Consider the following 15,902-nt stretch of genomic DNA (forward strand, 5'->3'; position numbering starts at 1 on the left):
GGGCGACAACGTGAAGATGGTGGTCACCCTGATCGCCCCGATCGCGATGGACGAAGGCCTGCGTTTCGCGATCCGCGAGGGCGGCCGCACCGTCGGCGCCGGCGTGGTTGCGAAGATCATCAAGTAAGCCCATTGCCCGGTCGGCTTCGGCCGGTCGGGTATCGGGAATGGCGGGCCGGAAGCGGTCCGCCATCGCCCGTTTAGAGATGCCAATGCGTCAGTAGCTCAACTGGCAGAGCAGCGGTCTCCAAAACCGCAGGTTGTAGGTTCGAGTCCTACCTGGCGCGCCACCCGCAGGCAGCGGTCCCCCCGGGGGCCACCGCCACCAACCGGCCCCGGCCGGGCAAGAGTCGAATGAACACGAAGGTCGAACAATCCCAGCAGTCGGCAAGTGCCGCCGATGTCGCCAAGTACGTCCTGGCCGCGGCGGTCCTGGTCGCCAGTTTCTACGCCTTCTATTACTTCGGGCAGTGGCCGGGTCCCCTGCGCGGACTGCTGATCGCCGCCGGCGTGGCCGGCGCGGTCGCCGTCATGGCCTTCACGGCCAAGGGGCATGAGGCGCGGGAGTTCCTTTCCGAGTCGATGTTCGAGCTTCGCAAGGTGGTCTGGCCGACGCGGCAGGAGACCACCCGCACCACCGGCATGGTCCTGGTGGTGGTTGTCATCGTCGCCCTGATCCTTTCGGGCTTCGATATGGTGATTTCGTGGCTGATCCGCCTTTTGCTGGGTCAATAAGGAGTTATATACGTGGCCAAGCGTTGGTATGTCGTCCACGCCTATTCGGGCTTCGAGCACCAGGTGCAGCGCGCGCTTGATTCGCGCATCGCGCGCGCCGAGATGCAGGAAAAGTTCGGCCAGGTGCTGGTCCCGACCGAGGAAGTGGTCGAGATGCGTGGTGGCCAGAAGCGCAAGTCCGAGCGCAAGTTCTTCCCGGGCTACGTGCTCGTGCAGATCGAGACCACCGACGACGCCGGCATCCCGCGCATCGACGACGAGTCCTGGCACCTGATCAAGGAAACCCCGAAGGTCATGGGTTTCATCGGCGGCACCGCGGAACGGCCGCTGCCGATCCAGGACCACGAGGCGGACATCATCCTTCGCCGGGTCCAGGACGGCGTCGACAAGCCCAAGCCCAAGGTGCTGTTCGAGCCGGGCGAGATGGTCCGGGTCACGGAAGGCCCGTTCAACGACTTCAACGGCGTGGTCGAGGAAGTCAATTACGAAAAGAGCCGCCTGCGCGTGGCGGTGTCGATCTTCGGCCGGTCCACCCCGGTGGAGCTGGAGTTCGGCCAGGTCGAAAAGGCCTGACGCGAAAAGGCAACAACGTGAAGCCGGGGCACGAACCCCACCCGGCACGATGGGGAGCCTGACAACAGGCGCTTGCACCCGGAGACAAGACAATGGCTAAGAAAGTAGTTGGTTACATCAAGCTGCAGGTGAAGGCCGGCCAGGCCAACCCCTCGCCGCCCGTGGGTCCTGCGCTGGGTCAGCGCGGCCTGAACATCATGGAGTTCTGCAAGGCGTTCAACGCCGCCACCTCCAAGCTCGAGCCCGGCCTGCCGACCCCGGTGATCATCACCGCGTACTCGGACCGTACCTTCACCTTCATCACCAAGAGCACCCCGGCCACCGTGCTGCTCAAGAAGGCCGCTGGCCTGACCTCGGGCTCCAAGCGCCCGAACACCGAGAAGGTGGGCAAGGTCACGCGCAAGCAGCTCGAAGACATCGTGAAGGCGAAGGAAGCCGATCTGACGGCTGCTTCGCTCGACGCCGCGGTGCGCACCATTGCTGGTAGCGCCCGTAGCATGGGTCTCGTGGTGGAGGGCTAAGACATGGCTAAGATTTCCAAGCGTTACAAGGCTCTTCAGTCCCAGGTCGTGGCCGGCAAGCCGTACGCGATCGACGAAGCCCTCAAGCTCATCCAGTCCAACTCGAAGACCAAGTTCGTCGAGTCCGTGGACGTCTCCGTGCGCCTCGGCGTGGATGCCAAGAAGTCCGACCAGCAGGTGCGCGGTTCCACCGTGCTGCCGGCCGGTACCGGCAAGTCCGTGCGCGTGGCGGTGTTCTGCCCGGCCGGCGCCAAGGCCGACGAGGCCCTGGCCGCGGGTGCCGACGTGGTCGGCATGGACGACCTGGCCGACAAGATGCTGGCCGGCGACATCAACTATGACGTCGTCATCGCCACCCCGGACGCCATGCGCGTGGTCGGCAAGCTCGGCCAGGTGCTGGGCCCGCGCGGCCTGATGCCCAACCCCAAGGTTGGCACCGTGTCGCCGGACGCCGCGGGCGCCGTGCGCAACGCCAAGGCGGGCCAGGTGCGTTACCGCACCGACAAGGCCGGCATCATCCACTGCACGATCGGCAAGGCCGACTTCGACGCCGAGGCGCTCAAGTCCAACCTCAACGCCCTGCTGGGCGACCTGGTGAAGGCCAAGCCGGCCGCCGCCAAGGGCCAGTACCTGCAGAAGGTCTCGCTCAGCTCGACCATGGGCGTGGGCGTGGTCATCGACCAGGCCAGCCTGTCGGTCGCCAAGTAATCGTTTCAAGCCGTCCGGGTCGCGACCCGGACGGAAAGTTTTGAAGGCACCGTCGTGATCGCGTTCGCGACGGAGCCATCAAAGACCGCAGGTGCGGTCAGCGCGTGACGACGTCGGGCAGGGATGCACGAAAGGCAAGGAATCGCCGTCGCCACAAGCGGGTCCGCTTAATCCGCGCTTCCAATGAAGCCGGGCCTGCGTAGATGGTGCCGCCTCCTGGAGAAATCTGGAAAGGCCACCACCGGGACGCACCCGCGTCCCCGGCGCCGATGGAACGGCGCCGCCCAAGACCACCAGTGGCTGGAGCCACGGGTGGAGTCCAATTGGAGGAGTGCAATGGCTCTCAATCTGTCCCAAAAGCAAGTAGTTGTCGCCGAACTTGCAGAAGTCGCCGCCAAGGCGCACTCCCTGATCGCGGCTGAGTACGCGGGCATCACGGTCGAAAAGATGACCGAGATGCGCAAGAAGGCTCGTGAAACCGGCGTCTACCTCAAGGTAGTCAAGAACACGCTGGCTGCGCGCGCCGTCGAAGGCACGGACTACGAGTGCGTCAAGGACGCGCTGGTGGGCCCGCTGCTTTACGCGTTCTCGACCGAGGAGCCCGGCGCTGCCGGTCGCCTGATCAAGGAGTTCGCCAAGGGCAACGACAAGCTGCAGGCCAAGGTCGTTTCCGTCGGTGGCCAGCTGTATCCGGCCAGCCACGTGGAAGTCCTGGCTTCGCTGCCGACGCTCGAACAGGCCCTGGGCATGCTTGCCCGCGTCCTGGCCGAGCCCGCCACCATGTTCGCCCGTGCCGTCAAGGCCGTTGGCGAGAAGGAAGGCGGCGCCGAGGCTCCGGCCGAGGCCCAGGCCGAAACCGCCTGAGCGACGCATTTGTTCGACACATCAAACCATCCAGTAACAATTTTCCAGAGGTAAACACAATGTCCCTTTCCAACGAGCAGATCGTCGAGGCCATCGCGGCCAAGTCCCTGATGGAAGTGATGGAGCTGGTCAAGGCCATCGAAGAGAAGTTCGGCGTTTCCGCCGCCGCCCCGGTTGCCGTTGCTGCTGCTGCCGGCCCGGCCGCTGCCGCCGAAGAGCAGACCGAGTTCAACGTCATCCTGAAGGCTGCCGGCGACAAGAAGGTCGAGGTCATCAAGGCCGTCCGCGCCATCACCGGCCTGGGCCTGAAGGAAGCCAAGGACCTCGTCGAGGCCACTGGCGTCGTCAAGGAAGGCGCGTCGAAGGACGAAGCCGAGAAGTTCAAGAAGGACCTCGAGGCGGCCGGCGCCACGGTCGAACTCAAGTAAGCGCTTCATTGCGTCGCCGCGCTACATCGGCGACCACCTGAGGCTGGGGGCGAAAGCCCCCGGCCTTTGGCCGTTCCTGCAACGGCCGTGAAAAAAACGCGAGTTGACAGTCGGAAGTAGCGGGAGAAGGCGTGCTGGTGCCGGCAATACCAGCGACTTCCCACTGTCAGTTTGAAGTTCCCCCCGGCCCGCGGACGCGCGGGCCACAGATACCCGAGGCGGTAGCACACCATGACGTACTCCTTCACCGAAAAGAAGCGAATCCGCAAGGACTTCGGCAAGCGCCGGCAGGTCCTTGAGGTGCCCTACCTGCTGGCCATCCAGATGGACTCGTACCGCGAGTTCCTGCAGGAAGGCGCCAGTGGCGACAAGCGCGAGGAGCGCGGCCTGCACGCCGCCCTCAAGTCGGTGTTCCCGATCAGCAGCTACTCCGGCAATGCCGCCCTGGAGTACGTCAGCTACAAGCTTGGCGAGCCCCCGTTCGACGAGCGCGAGTGCCGCAACCGTGGCCTCACCTACGGCGCCCCGCTGCGCGTGACCGTGCGCCTGGTCATCTACGACCGCGAGTCGTCGACCAAGGCCATCAAGTACGTCAAGGAGCAGGAGGTCTACATGGGCGAACTGCCCCTGATGACCGACAACGGCACCTTCATCGTCAACGGCACCGAGCGCGTCATCGTCTCGCAGCTGCACCGTTCGCCGGGCGTGTTCTTCGACCATGACCGCGGCAAGACCCACAGCTCGGGCAAGCTGCTGTACTCGGCCCGCATCATTCCCTACCGCGGTTCCTGGCTGGACTTCGAGTTCGACCCGAAGGATGCGGTGTTCACCCGCATCGACCGTCGCCGCAAGCTGCCGGTCACCATCCTGCTGCGCGCCCTGGGCTACAACAACGAAGAAATGCTCGAGCAGTTCTTCGAGATCAACACCTTCCACATCGCCAAGAAGGACGGCGTGGAGCTGGAGCTGGTCGCCGAGCGCCTGCGTGGTGAGACCCTGAACTTCGACCTGATCGTCGGTGGCAAGGTGATCGTCGAGGCCGGCAAGCGCATCACCGCGCGCCACGTGAAGCAGCTCGAGCAGGCCAAGGTCGACACCCTGGCCGTGCCCGACGAATACCTCTACGGCCGCATCCTGTCGCACGACGTCATCGACACCACGTCGGGCGAAGTGCTGGCCGTGGCCAACGAGGAGCTCAACGAGGCCAACGTCGAGAAGCTGCGCAAGGCCGGCATCGACACCATCGGCACCCTGTGGGTGAACGACCTCGATCGCGGCCCGTACATCTCCAACACCCTGCGCATCGATCCGACCAAGACCCAGCTCGAAGCCCTGGTCGAGATCTACCGCATGATGCGCCCGGGCGAGCCGCCCACCAAGGACGCCGCGCAGAACCTGTTCTACAACCTGTTCTTCACCTTCGAGCGCTACGACCTTTCCGGCGTCGGCCGCATGAAGTTCAACCGCCGCGTGGGCCGCAAGGAAACCACCGGCGCTTCGGTGCTGTACGACTCCAAGTACTTCGGCGAGCGCAACGACGAGATGGCCAAGTCGCTGGTCGCCGAACTCGGCGGTACGTCGGACATCCTCGAGGTCATCAAGACCCTCACCGAGATCCGCAATGGCCGTGGCACCGTCGATGACATCGACCACCTGGGCAACCGCCGCGTGCGTTCGGTCGGCGAAATGGCCGAGAACGTCTTCCGCGTCGGCCTGGTGCGCGTCGAGCGCGCCGTCAAGGAGCGCCTGTCGCTGGCCGAGTCCGACGGCCTGACGCCGCAGGACCTGATCAACGCCAAGCCGGTGGCCGCCGCGATCAAGGAGTTCTTCGGTTCCTCGCAGCTGTCGCAATTCATGGACCAGAACAACCCGCTCTCGGAAGTCACCCACAAGCGCCGCGTGTCGGCCCTTGGTCCGGGCGGCCTGACCCGCGAGCGCGCCGGCTTCGAAGTGCGCGACGTGCATCCGACCCATTACGGCCGCGTCTGCACCATCGAAACCCCGGAAGGCCCGAACATCGGCCTGATCAACTCGCTGGCCGTGTACGCCCGTTCCAACAAGTACGGTTTCCTCGAGACCCCGTACCGCAAGGTCGTGGACGGCAAGGTGACCGACCAGGTCGAATTCCTGTCGGCCATCGAGGAACACGAGTACGCGATCGCCCAGGCCAACGCCGAACTGAACAAGGACGGCAGCTTCCAGGCCCCGTTCGTGCCCTGCCGCTTCCAGGCCGAGACCCTGCTCAAGCCGCCGAGCGAGATCCAGTACATGGACGTCTCGCCAATGCAGTCGGTGTCGGTCGCGGCCGCGCTGGTTCCCTTCATCGAGCACGACGACGCCAACCGCGCCCTGATGGGTGCGAACATGCAGCGCCAGGCCGTCCCGACCCTGCGTGCCCAGAAGCCGCTGGTCGGCACGGGCATCGAACGCGCCGTGGCGCGTGACTCGGGCGTCACCGTCAACGCCGTACGCGGCGGCGTCATCGACCAGGTCGATGCCGGCCGCATCGTGGTGCGCGCCAACGAGGACGAGATCCAGGGCAACGACGCCGGCGTCGACATCTACACGCTGGTCAAGTACACCCGCTCGAACCAGAACACCTGCATCAACCAGCGTCCGCTGGTGAACGTCGGTGACCGGGTCGCCCGCGGCGACGTCCTGGCTGACGGCCCCTCCACCGACATCGGCGAGCTGGCCCTGGGCCAGAACATGCTGGTCGCGTTCATGCCGTGGAACGGCTACAACTTCGAGGACTCGATCCTGCTCTCCGAGCGCGTGGTCGAGGAGGATCGTTACACCACGATCCACATCGAAGAGCTGACCTGCGTCGCCCGCGACACCAAGCTCGGACCGGAGGAAATCACCGCCGACATCCCGAACGTGTCCGAGCAGGCCCTGGGCCGCCTGGACGAGTCGGGCGTGGTGTACATCGGCGCCGAAGTGCGCGCCGGCGACATCATGGTCGGCAAGGTCACGCCCAAGGGCGAGAGCCAGCTGACCCCGGAAGAGAAGCTGCTTCGCGCGATCTTCGGCGAGAAGGCCTCCGATGTTAAGGACAGCTCGCTGCGCGTGCCCCCGGGCATGGACGGCACCGTCATCGACGTGCAGGTCTTCACCCGCGACGGCATCGAGAAGGACAAGCGCGCCCGCCAGATCGAGGAATCCGAGATCAAGCGCGTCAAGAAGGACTTCGACGACCAGTTCCGCATCCTGGAGGGCGCCATTTACGCCCGCCTGCGTTCGCAGCTGATCGGCAAGGTCGCCAACGGCGGCCCGGAAGGCCTTAAGAAGGGCACCGCCATCACCGGCGAGTACCTCGACGGCCTGAAGAAGGACGACTGGTTCGCGATCCGCATGAAGGACGAGGACGCCGTCGAGCTGATCGAACGCGCCCAGCGCCAGGTCGAGGAGCACGAGAAGGAATTCGAGAAGCGGTTCCAGGACAAGCGCGGCAAGATCACCCAGGGCGACGACCTCGCCCCGGGCGTGCTCAAGATGGTCAAGGTCTTCCTGGCCGTTAAGCGCCGCATCCAGCCGGGCGACAAGATGGCCGGCCGACACGGCAACAAGGGTGTCGTCTCGACCATCGTGCCGGTGCAGGACATGCCCTACATGGCCGACGGCCAGACCGTGGACATCGTTCTCAACCCGCTGGGCGTGCCGAGCCGAATGAACATCGGCCAGGTGCTGGAAGTCCACCTGGGCTGGGCCGCCAAGGGCCTGGGCCAGAAGATCCAGCGCATGCTCGAGGCCCAGGAGAAGGTCGCGGACCTGCGCAAGTTCCTCGACCAGATCTACAACCACGACAAGAAGATCGTCGCCGAGCGCGTCGAGCTCTCGCAGTTCAGCGACGCCGAACTGCTGGGCATGGCCCGCAACCTGGTGGACGGCGTGCCGATGGCCACCCCGGTGTTCGACGGTGCGACCGAAGCCGAGATCAAGTCGATGCTGAAACTGGCGGACCTGCCCGAATCGGGCCAGACCATCCTCCACGACGGCCGCACCGGCGAGGCGTTCGACCGCCCGGTCACCGTCGGCTACATGCACATGCTCAAGCTCAACCATCTTGTCGACGACAAGATGCACGCGCGTTCGACCGGTCCGTACTCGCTCGTCACCCAGCAGCCGCTGGGCGGCAAGGCGCAGTTCGGCGGCCAGCGCTTCGGCGAAATGGAAGTCTGGGCGCTGGAAGCCTACGGCGCGGCCTACACCCTGCAGGAAATGCTGACGGTGAAGTCCGACGACGTGCAGGGCCGCAACCAGATGTACAAGAACATCGTCGATGGCGAGCATGAAATGACGGCCGGCATGCCGGAATCGTTCAATGTGCTGGTGAAGGAGATTCGCTCCCTCGCCATCAACATTGAACTGGAAGAACAGTGATCCGGCGCTGGAACAGGAGAATCAAATGAAAGATCTACTTAATCTGTTCAACCAGCAGCGTCAGTCGCTGGATTTCGACGGCATCAAGATCGGCCTGGCTTCGCCGGACCTGATCCGCAGCTGGTCCTTCGGCGAGGTCAAGAAGCCGGAAACCATCAACTACCGCACGTTCAAGCCCGAGCGCGACGGCCTGTTCTGCGCCGCCATCTTTGGTCCGATCAAGGACTACGAGTGCCTGTGCGGCAAGTACAAGCGCATGAAGCACCGCGGCGTGGTCTGCGAAAAGTGCGGCACCGAGGTCACCCTGGCCAAGGTCCGTCGCGAGCGCATGGGCCACATCGAACTGGCCAGCCCGACCGCGCATATCTGGTTCCTCAAGTCGCTGCCCTCGCGCATCGGCCTGATGCTGGACATGACCCTGCGTGACATCGAGCGCATCCTGTACTTCGAGGCCTACGTGGTCATCGAGCCGGGCCTGACCACGCTCGAGCGTGGCCAGCTGCTCAACGAAGAGGCCTTCCTGACCGCGCGCCAGGAGCACGGCGACGACTTCGATGCCCTGATGGGCGCCGAGGCCGTTTACCACCTGCTGCGCACGATCGACCTCAACTCCGAGCTGCTGCGCCTGCGGGAAGAGATCGCCGCCACCAATTCCGAGACCAAGCTCAAGCGCCTCACCAAGCGCATCAAGCTGATGGAAGCCTTCCTCGAGTCGGGCAACCGCCCCGAGTGGATGGTGATGACGGTGCTGCCGGTGCTGCCGCCGGACCTGCGTCCGCTGGTGCCGCTGGACGGTGGCCGCTTCGCGACCTCCGATCTCAACGACCTCTACCGCCGCGTCATCAACCGCAACAACCGCCTCAAGCGCCTGCTCGAGCTCAACGCGCCCGACATCATCGTGCGCAACGAGAAGCGCATGCTGCAGGAATCGGTTGACGCCCTGATGGACAACGGCCGCCGCGGCCGCGCCATCACCGGCACCAACAAGCGCCCGCTCAAGTCGCTCGCCGACATGATCAAGGGCAAGCAGGGTCGCTTCCGCCAGAACTTGCTGGGCAAGCGCGTCGACTACTCCGGCCGTTCGGTCATCGTGGTCGGCCCGACCCTGCGCCTGCACGAGTGCGGCCTGCCCAAGAAGATGGCGCTTGAGCTGTTCAAGCCCTTCATCTTCGCCAAGCTGCAGCGCCGTGGCCTGGCCACCACCATCAAGGCCGCCAAGAAGCTGGTCGAGCGTGAATCGGCCGAGGTCTGGGACATCCTGGAAGAGGTGATCCGCGAACACCCGGTCATGCTCAACCGCGCCCCGACCCTGCATCGCCTGGGCATCCAGGCGTTCGAGCCGGTGCTGATCGAGGGCAAGGCCATCCAGCTGCATCCGCTGGTCTGCACCGCGTTCAACGCCGACTTCGACGGTGACCAGATGGCCGTGCACGTCCCGCTGAGCCTCGAGGCCCAGCTGGAAGCCCGTGCCCTGATGATGTCGTCGAACAACATCCTGTCGCCCGCCAACGGCGAGCCGATCATCGTGCCGACCCAGGACGTCGTCCTGGGCCTGTACTACATGACCCGCGCGCTGGAGAACAAGAAAGGCGAGGGCATGGTGTTCGCCAACGTCGCCGAGGTGAAGCGCGCCTACGACAACCGCGTCGTCGAGCTGCACGCCAAGGTGAAGGTGCGCCTCAAGCGCGAGGAAATCGACGAGAACGGCGACCGCGCCATGAAGTCGTCCATCGTCGAGACCACCATCGGCCGCGCGCTGCTGGCCGAGATCCTGCCCGACGGCCTGCCGTTCTCGCTGGCCAACACCGAGCTGAACAAGAAGGCCATCAGCCGACTGATCAACTCGTGCTACCGCATGCTGGGCCTCAAGCACACGGTCATCTTCGCCGACAAGCTGATGTACACCGGCTTCTCCTTCGCCACCAAGGCGGGCGTGTCGATCGGCATCGACGACATGATCATCCCGGACGAGAAGAAGGGCATCCTGGGCGAGGCCGAGTCCGAGGTCCTCGAGATCCAGGAGCAGTACCAGAGCGGCCTGGTGACCGCCGGCGAACGCTACAACAAGGTCGTCGACATCTGGTCGCGCACCAATGAGCGCGTGGCCAAGGCCATGATGGAAGCGATCGGCACCGAGAAGGTGACCAACGCCAAGGGCGAGACCATCGACCAGAAGTCGATGAACTCGGTCTACATCATGGCCGACTCCGGCGCCCGTGGTTCGCAGGCGCAGATCCGCCAGCTGGCGGGTATGCGCGGCCTGATGGCCCGTCCCGATGGCTCGATCATCGAGACGCCGATCACCGCGAACTTCCGCGAAGGCCTGAACGTGCTTCAGTACTTCATCTCGACCCACGGTGCACGTAAGGGCCTGGCCGATACCGCGCTCAAGACCGCCAACTCCGGTTACCTGACCCGTCGCCTCGTCGACGTGGCCCAGGACGTGGTGGTCACCGAGCCCGATTGCGGCACCAGCAACGGCCTCACCATGACCCCGATCGTCGAAGGCGGCGACGTGGTCGAGCCGCTGCGCGACCGCGTGCTGGGTCGCATCGTGGCCGACGACGTGTACCTGCCGGGCAACGACGAGGATCCGATCGTCACCCGCAACACGCTGCTCGACGAAGCCTGGGTGGACAAGCTGGAAGTCGCCGGCGTGCAGTCGATCAAGGTCCGCTCCGCGATTACCTGCGACAGCACCTTCGGCATCTGCGCCCACTGCTACGGCCGCGACCTGGCCCGTGGCCACATCGTCAACCTCGGCGAGGCCGTCGGCGTCGTCGCGGCGCAGTCGATCGGCGAGCCCGGCACCCAGCTGACCATGCGTACCTTCCACATCGGCGGCGCGGCTTCGCGTGCGGCGGCCGTGGACAACATCACGGTCAAGACCACCGGTTCGATCAAGTTCAACAACCTCAAGCACGTGCAGCACGCCAACGGCCACCTGGTCGCGGTGTCCCGCTCGGGCGAACTGTCCGTCCTGGACAACCACGGCCGCGAGCGCGAGCGCTACAAGCTCCCGTACGGCGCGGTCATCAACGTCAAGGACGGCGACGAGGTCAAGGCCGGCAAGACCGTGGCCAACTGGGACCCGCATAACCACCCGATCGTGTCGGAAGTGGCGGGTTACGTGCGCTTCGTGGACTTCGTCGACGGCGTCACCGTCATCGAGAAGACCGACGACCTGACCGGCCTGGCGTCGCGCGAGATCACCGATCCCAAGCGCCGTGGCTCGGCTGGCAAGGACCTGCGCCCGATCGTGCGGATCCTCGATGCCAAGGGCAACGACCTCAACATCCCGGGCACCGACCTTCCGGCGCAGTACCTGCTGCCGCCGCGCTCGGTCGTCAACCTGCAGGACGGCGCCGCCGTCGGCGTGGGTGACGTGGTGACCAAGGTGCCGCAGGAAGCGTCCAAGACCCGCGACATCACCGGCGGTCTGCCGCGCGTGGCCGACCTGTTCGAGGCCCGCAAGCCCAAGGATCCGGCCGTCCTGGCGGAAGTGTCCGGCATCATCAGCTTCGGCAAGGACACCAAGGGCAAGCAGCGCCTGATCATCAAGGATGCCGACGGCAACGAGCACGAAGAGCTCATCCCGAAGTACCGCCAGGTCATCGTCTACGAGGGCGAGCACATCGCCAAGGGCGAAACCGTGGTGGACGGCGAGCCGAACCCGCAGGACATCCTGCGCCTGCTCGGCGTCGAGCCGCTGGCGGCCTACCTGGTCAAGGAAATCCAGGACGTCTACCGGCTGCAGGGCGTGAAGATCAACGACAAGCACATCGAGACGATCATTCGCCAGATGCTGCGCAAGGTCGAGATCACCGACGCCGGCGACAGCCGCTTCATGGCGGGCGAGCAGGCCGAGCGCATCCGGGTCGTCGAGGACAATGCCAAGGCATTGACCAAGAACGAGCTGCCGGCGCGCTACGACCCGGTCCTGCTGGGCATCACCAAGGCCTCGCTGGCGACCGAGTCGTTCATCTCGGCGGCGTCCTTCCAGGAAACCACCCGCGTGCTGACCGAGGCGGCCGTCCGCGGCACCCGCGACAGCTTGCGGGGCCTGAAGGAAAACGTTATCGTCGGCCGCCTTATCCCGGCGGGTACCGGCCTGGCGTACCACAACAAGCGGCGCCTCGCGGCTACCCCCGAATTGTCCGATTCCGATCTGGAGACCTTGCGGGCCGTATCTCCGGCCAATGAGACTACCGAAGAAGCCGGTTCAGACGGCTGACCTAGTGCGCTGGCGAGCCCGCCGATGGCTCGCCCACATCCGGAAAGAGGGGACAGGACGTCCCCTCGTGTCCGGTTCAAGGACGATGGAAACCCGAATGACGCGACCTGTCGCTCGTTGACAGGCGTGTTTAACGCGAAGTAAACTTCCGCTTCTCGGTGGGCCGGTTTCCGGCCCGCCTTGCTTTTCATCCAGGATCCCGAACGAATGGCGACGATCAACCAGCTCGTGCGCAAGCCGCGCCAGCCCAATACCTACAAGAGCGCCTCTCCGGCGCTGGCCAACTGCCCGCAGCGTCGTGGCGTGTGCACCCGTGTGTACACCACGACCCCGAAGAAGCCCAACTCGGCCCTCCGCAAGGTGGCCAAGGTGCGTCTGACCAACGGTTTCGAGGTCATCTCGTACATCGGCGGCGAAGGCCACAACCTTCAGGAGCACTCCGTGGTCCTGATCCGCGGCGGTCGCGTCAAGGACCTGCCCGGCGTGCGCTACCACACCGTGCGCGGCTCGCTCGACGCCGCCGGTGTCGCCAAGCGTCGCCAGGCGCGTTCGAAGTACGGCGCCAAGCGTCCGAAGTCCTGATCGCGCGGCAATCCCGCAGCGTTCGCCACCCGAACACCAGAATATTAGGCAAGCATCATGTCCCGTAAAGGTTCTCCCGGTACCCGTTCGATCCTCCCGGATCCGAAGCACGGAAGCGAAGTCATCGCGCGCTTCATCAACATGGTCATGAAGTCCGGCAAGAAGTCGATCGCCGAGAAGATCGTCTACGGCGCCATGGACGTCATCGGCGAAAAGAACTCCGACGCCCTTGGCCTGGTCGAAAAGGCCCTGGCCAACGTCGCCCCGGCGGTCGAGGTCAAGTCCCGCCGCGTCGGCGGCGCGACCTACCAGGTCCCGGTCGAAGTGCGTACCTCGCGCCGCACGGCGCTGGCGATGCGTTGGGTGATCGAGTCGGCGCGCAAGCGCGGCGAGAACACCATGCCGCGCAAGCTGGCCGCCGAGTTGCTCGAAGCCAGTGAAAGCCGCGGTGGCGCCGTCAAGAAGCGCGAAGAAACGCACCGCATGGCCGAAGCCAACAAGGCCTTCTCGCACTACCGCTGGTAACCCCTGCCGGTCCGAGACCACGCCGCCCTGGCGCCACGCGCCGGGCGGCTATCCAACTAAGGAATTCCCGTGGCACGCACTACTCCCATCGAGCGCTACCGCAACTTCGGCATCATGGCCCACATCGATGCCGGCAAGACCACCACGTCCGAACGCATCCTGTTCTACACCGGTAAGAGCCACAAGATCGGCGAAGTCCACGACGGCGCCGCGACGATGGACTGGATGGAGCAGGAGCAGGAGCGTGGCATCACGATCCAGTCGGCCGCCACCACTGCCTTCTGGCAGGGCATGGACAAGACCTTCCCGGAACACCGCTTCAACATCATCGACACCCCCGGGCACGTCGACTTCACCATCGAAGTCGAGCGTTCGCTGCGCGTGCTCGACGGCGCGGTGTTCGTGCTGTGCGCCGTCGGTGGCGTGCAGCCGCAGTCCGAGACCGTGTGGCGCCAGGCCAACAAGTACCGCGTGCCGCGCATTGCGTTCGTCAACAAGATGGACCGCACCGGCGCCAATTTCTTCAAGGTCCGCGACCAGCTCAAGGCCCGCCTGGGCGCCGCCCCGGTTCCGATGCAGGTGCCGATCGGTGCCGAGGAAGGCTTCGAGGGCGTGGTCGACCTGGTCAAGATGAAGGCCATCCACTGGGATACCGCCAGCCAGGGCCTGAACTTCGAATACCGCGAGATCCCGGCCGACCTGGTCCAGGTCTGCAACGAAGCGCGCGCCTACATGGTCGAGTCGGCCGCCGAGGCCAGCGAAGAGCTGATGGAGAAGTACCTCGAGAGCGGCGAGCTTTCCGAAGCCGACGTGCTCGAGGGCCTGCGCGTGCGCACGCTCGCCACCGAAATCGTCCCGATGTACTGCGGCAGCGCCTTCAAGAACAAGGGCGTGCAGGCCATGCTCGACGGCGTCATCGCGCTGCTCCCGTCCCCGGTCGACGTGCCGTCGGTCCGTGGCGTGGACGTGGACGACGAGACCAAGGAACTGACCCGCGAGTCGAGCGACAAGGCGCCGTTCTCGGCGCTGGCGTTCAAGATCATGACCGACCCGTTCGTGGGTTCGCTGACCTTCTTCCGCGTGTACTCCGGTACGCTCAACGCCGGCGACCAGGTGTACAACTCGGTCAAGGGCAAGAAGGAGCGCATCGGCCGCCTGCTGCAGATGCACTCCAACCAGCGCGACGAGATCAAGGAAGTGCTGGCGGGCGACATCGCCGCGGCCGTGGGCCTCAAGGACGTCACCACCGGTGACACCCTGTGCGCCCAGGACAACCCGATCGTGCTCGAGCGCATGACCTTCCCGGAGCCGGTCATCTCGATGGCCGTCGAACCCAAGACCAAGTCCGACCAGGAAAAGATGGGCATCGCGCTCGGTCGCCTGGCGCAGGAGGATCCGTCCTTCCGCGTGCGCACCGACGAAGAGTCCGGCCAGACCATCATCTCCGGCATGGGCGAGCTGCACCTGGACATCATCGTTGACCGCATGAAGCGCGAGTTCAACGTCGAGGCCAACGTCGGCAAGCCGCAGGTCGCCTACCGCGAGACCATCCGCAAGGCGGTCAAGCAGGAAGGCAAGTTCGTGCGCCAGTCCGGTGGTCGCGGCCAGTACGGCCACATCGTCATCGAGATGGAGCCGCAGGAACGCGGCGTCGGCTTCTCGTTCGAGAACGCCATCGTCGGCGGCGTGGTTCCCAAGGAATACGTGACGGCGTCCGGCAAGGGCATCGAAGAAGCGATGAAGAACGGCATCATGGCCGGCTTCCCGGTGGTGGACATCAAGGTCCGCGCCGTGGACGGTTCCTTCCATGACGTCGACTCCAACGAAATGGCGTTCAAGGTCGCCGGCTCGATGGCGTTCAAGGAAGGCTTCCAGAAGGCCAATCCGGTCCTGCTCGAGCCGATCATGAAGGTCGAGGTCGTCACCCCCGAGGACTACATGGGCGACGTGATGGGCGACCTTAGTCGTCGTCGCGGCATCCTGCAGGGCTCGGACGACACCCCGTCGGGCAAGGTCATCAACGCGATGGTGCCGCTGGGCGAAATGTTCGGCTACGCGACCTCGATGCGTTCCATGACCCAGGGTCGCGCCACCTTCACGATGGAATTCGACCACTACGCCGAGGCTCCGGCCAACATCGCCGAGCAGGTCGTCAAGAAGTCCTGATCCAGCAAGCACTCCGAATCCAGTATCCAGTTTCCAGATTAGAGGCGACAGAAAATGTCCAAGGGTAAGTTTGAGCGCACCAAGCCCCACGTGAACGTGGGCACCATCGGTCACGTTGACCACGGCAAGACGACGCTGACGGCGGCGCTGACGAAGGTGGGCGCCGAGCGTTTCGGCGGCGAA

General features: G+C 65.0%; 13 protein-coding genes and 1 tRNA gene. All 14 read left to right on the forward strand.

What is annotated here, in order from left to right:
* Positions 1–127, forward strand: a 127-nt coding sequence (locus tag ACYVJH_RS00670) for an EF-Tu C-terminal domain-related protein (protein WP_460452766.1), incomplete at its 5' end; no start/stop codon positions are given.
* A gap of 87 nt (positions 128–214) precedes the next feature.
* Positions 215–290 (forward strand) — tRNA-Trp (locus ACYVJH_RS00675).
* 64 nt (positions 291–354) lie between these two features.
* On the forward strand, positions 355–735 hold the full coding sequence (gene secE, locus ACYVJH_RS00680) for a preprotein translocase subunit SecE (protein WP_460452759.1): 381 nt from the start codon (positions 355–357) through the stop codon (positions 733–735).
* A gap of 12 nt (positions 736–747) precedes the next feature.
* Positions 748–1,308, forward strand: coding sequence for a transcription termination/antitermination protein NusG (gene nusG / locus ACYVJH_RS00685; protein WP_460452760.1), 561 nt, complete (start codon positions 748–750; stop codon positions 1,306–1,308).
* Positions 1,309–1,400: 92 nt separating this feature from the next.
* A complete protein-coding gene (gene rplK, locus ACYVJH_RS00690; RefSeq protein WP_188665825.1) occupies positions 1,401–1,829 on the forward strand; it encodes a 50S ribosomal protein L11 in 429 nt (142 codons plus the stop codon).
* A gap of 3 nt (positions 1,830–1,832) precedes the next feature.
* Entirely contained in the window at positions 1,833–2,537 is a 705-nt protein-coding gene (rplA, locus tag ACYVJH_RS00695; RefSeq protein ID WP_460452761.1) for a 50S ribosomal protein L1, read from the forward strand.
* Between the two features lie 336 nt (positions 2,538–2,873).
* A complete protein-coding gene (rplJ, locus tag ACYVJH_RS00700; protein WP_460452762.1) occupies positions 2,874–3,401 on the forward strand; it encodes a 50S ribosomal protein L10 in 528 nt (175 codons plus the stop codon).
* 59 nt (positions 3,402–3,460) lie between these two features.
* The gene (gene rplL / locus ACYVJH_RS00705) at positions 3,461–3,829 is read left to right on the forward strand and encodes a 50S ribosomal protein L7/L12 (protein WP_188665816.1); all 369 of its coding nucleotides are present in this window, start codon (positions 3,461–3,463) and stop codon (positions 3,827–3,829) included.
* A gap of 231 nt (positions 3,830–4,060) precedes the next feature.
* A complete protein-coding gene (rpoB, locus tag ACYVJH_RS00710) occupies positions 4,061–8,212 on the forward strand; it encodes a DNA-directed RNA polymerase subunit beta (protein ID WP_460452763.1) in 4,152 nt (1,383 codons plus the stop codon).
* Positions 8,213–8,237: 25 nt separating this feature from the next.
* Positions 8,238–12,446: a DNA-directed RNA polymerase subunit beta' gene (gene rpoC, locus ACYVJH_RS00715; RefSeq protein ID WP_460452764.1), complete on the forward strand. Its 4,209-nt coding sequence runs from the start codon at positions 8,238–8,240 to the stop codon at positions 12,444–12,446.
* 207 nt (positions 12,447–12,653) lie between these two features.
* A complete protein-coding gene (gene rpsL / locus ACYVJH_RS00720; protein ID WP_034223951.1) occupies positions 12,654–13,028 on the forward strand; it encodes a 30S ribosomal protein S12 in 375 nt (124 codons plus the stop codon).
* A gap of 57 nt (positions 13,029–13,085) precedes the next feature.
* Complete coding sequence (gene rpsG, locus ACYVJH_RS00725) at positions 13,086–13,553, forward strand: 30S ribosomal protein S7 (RefSeq protein WP_188665804.1); 468 nt, start codon at positions 13,086–13,088, stop codon at positions 13,551–13,553.
* 69 nt (positions 13,554–13,622) lie between these two features.
* Complete coding sequence (gene fusA / locus ACYVJH_RS00730) at positions 13,623–15,719, forward strand: elongation factor G (RefSeq protein ID WP_460452765.1); 2,097 nt, start codon at positions 13,623–13,625, stop codon at positions 15,717–15,719.
* Positions 15,720–15,773: 54 nt separating this feature from the next.
* On the forward strand, positions 15,774–15,902 hold a 129-nt coding region (locus ACYVJH_RS00735), incomplete at its 3' end, for a GTP-binding protein (protein WP_460452767.1).

Source organism: Arenimonas aestuarii, assembly GCF_054781715.1.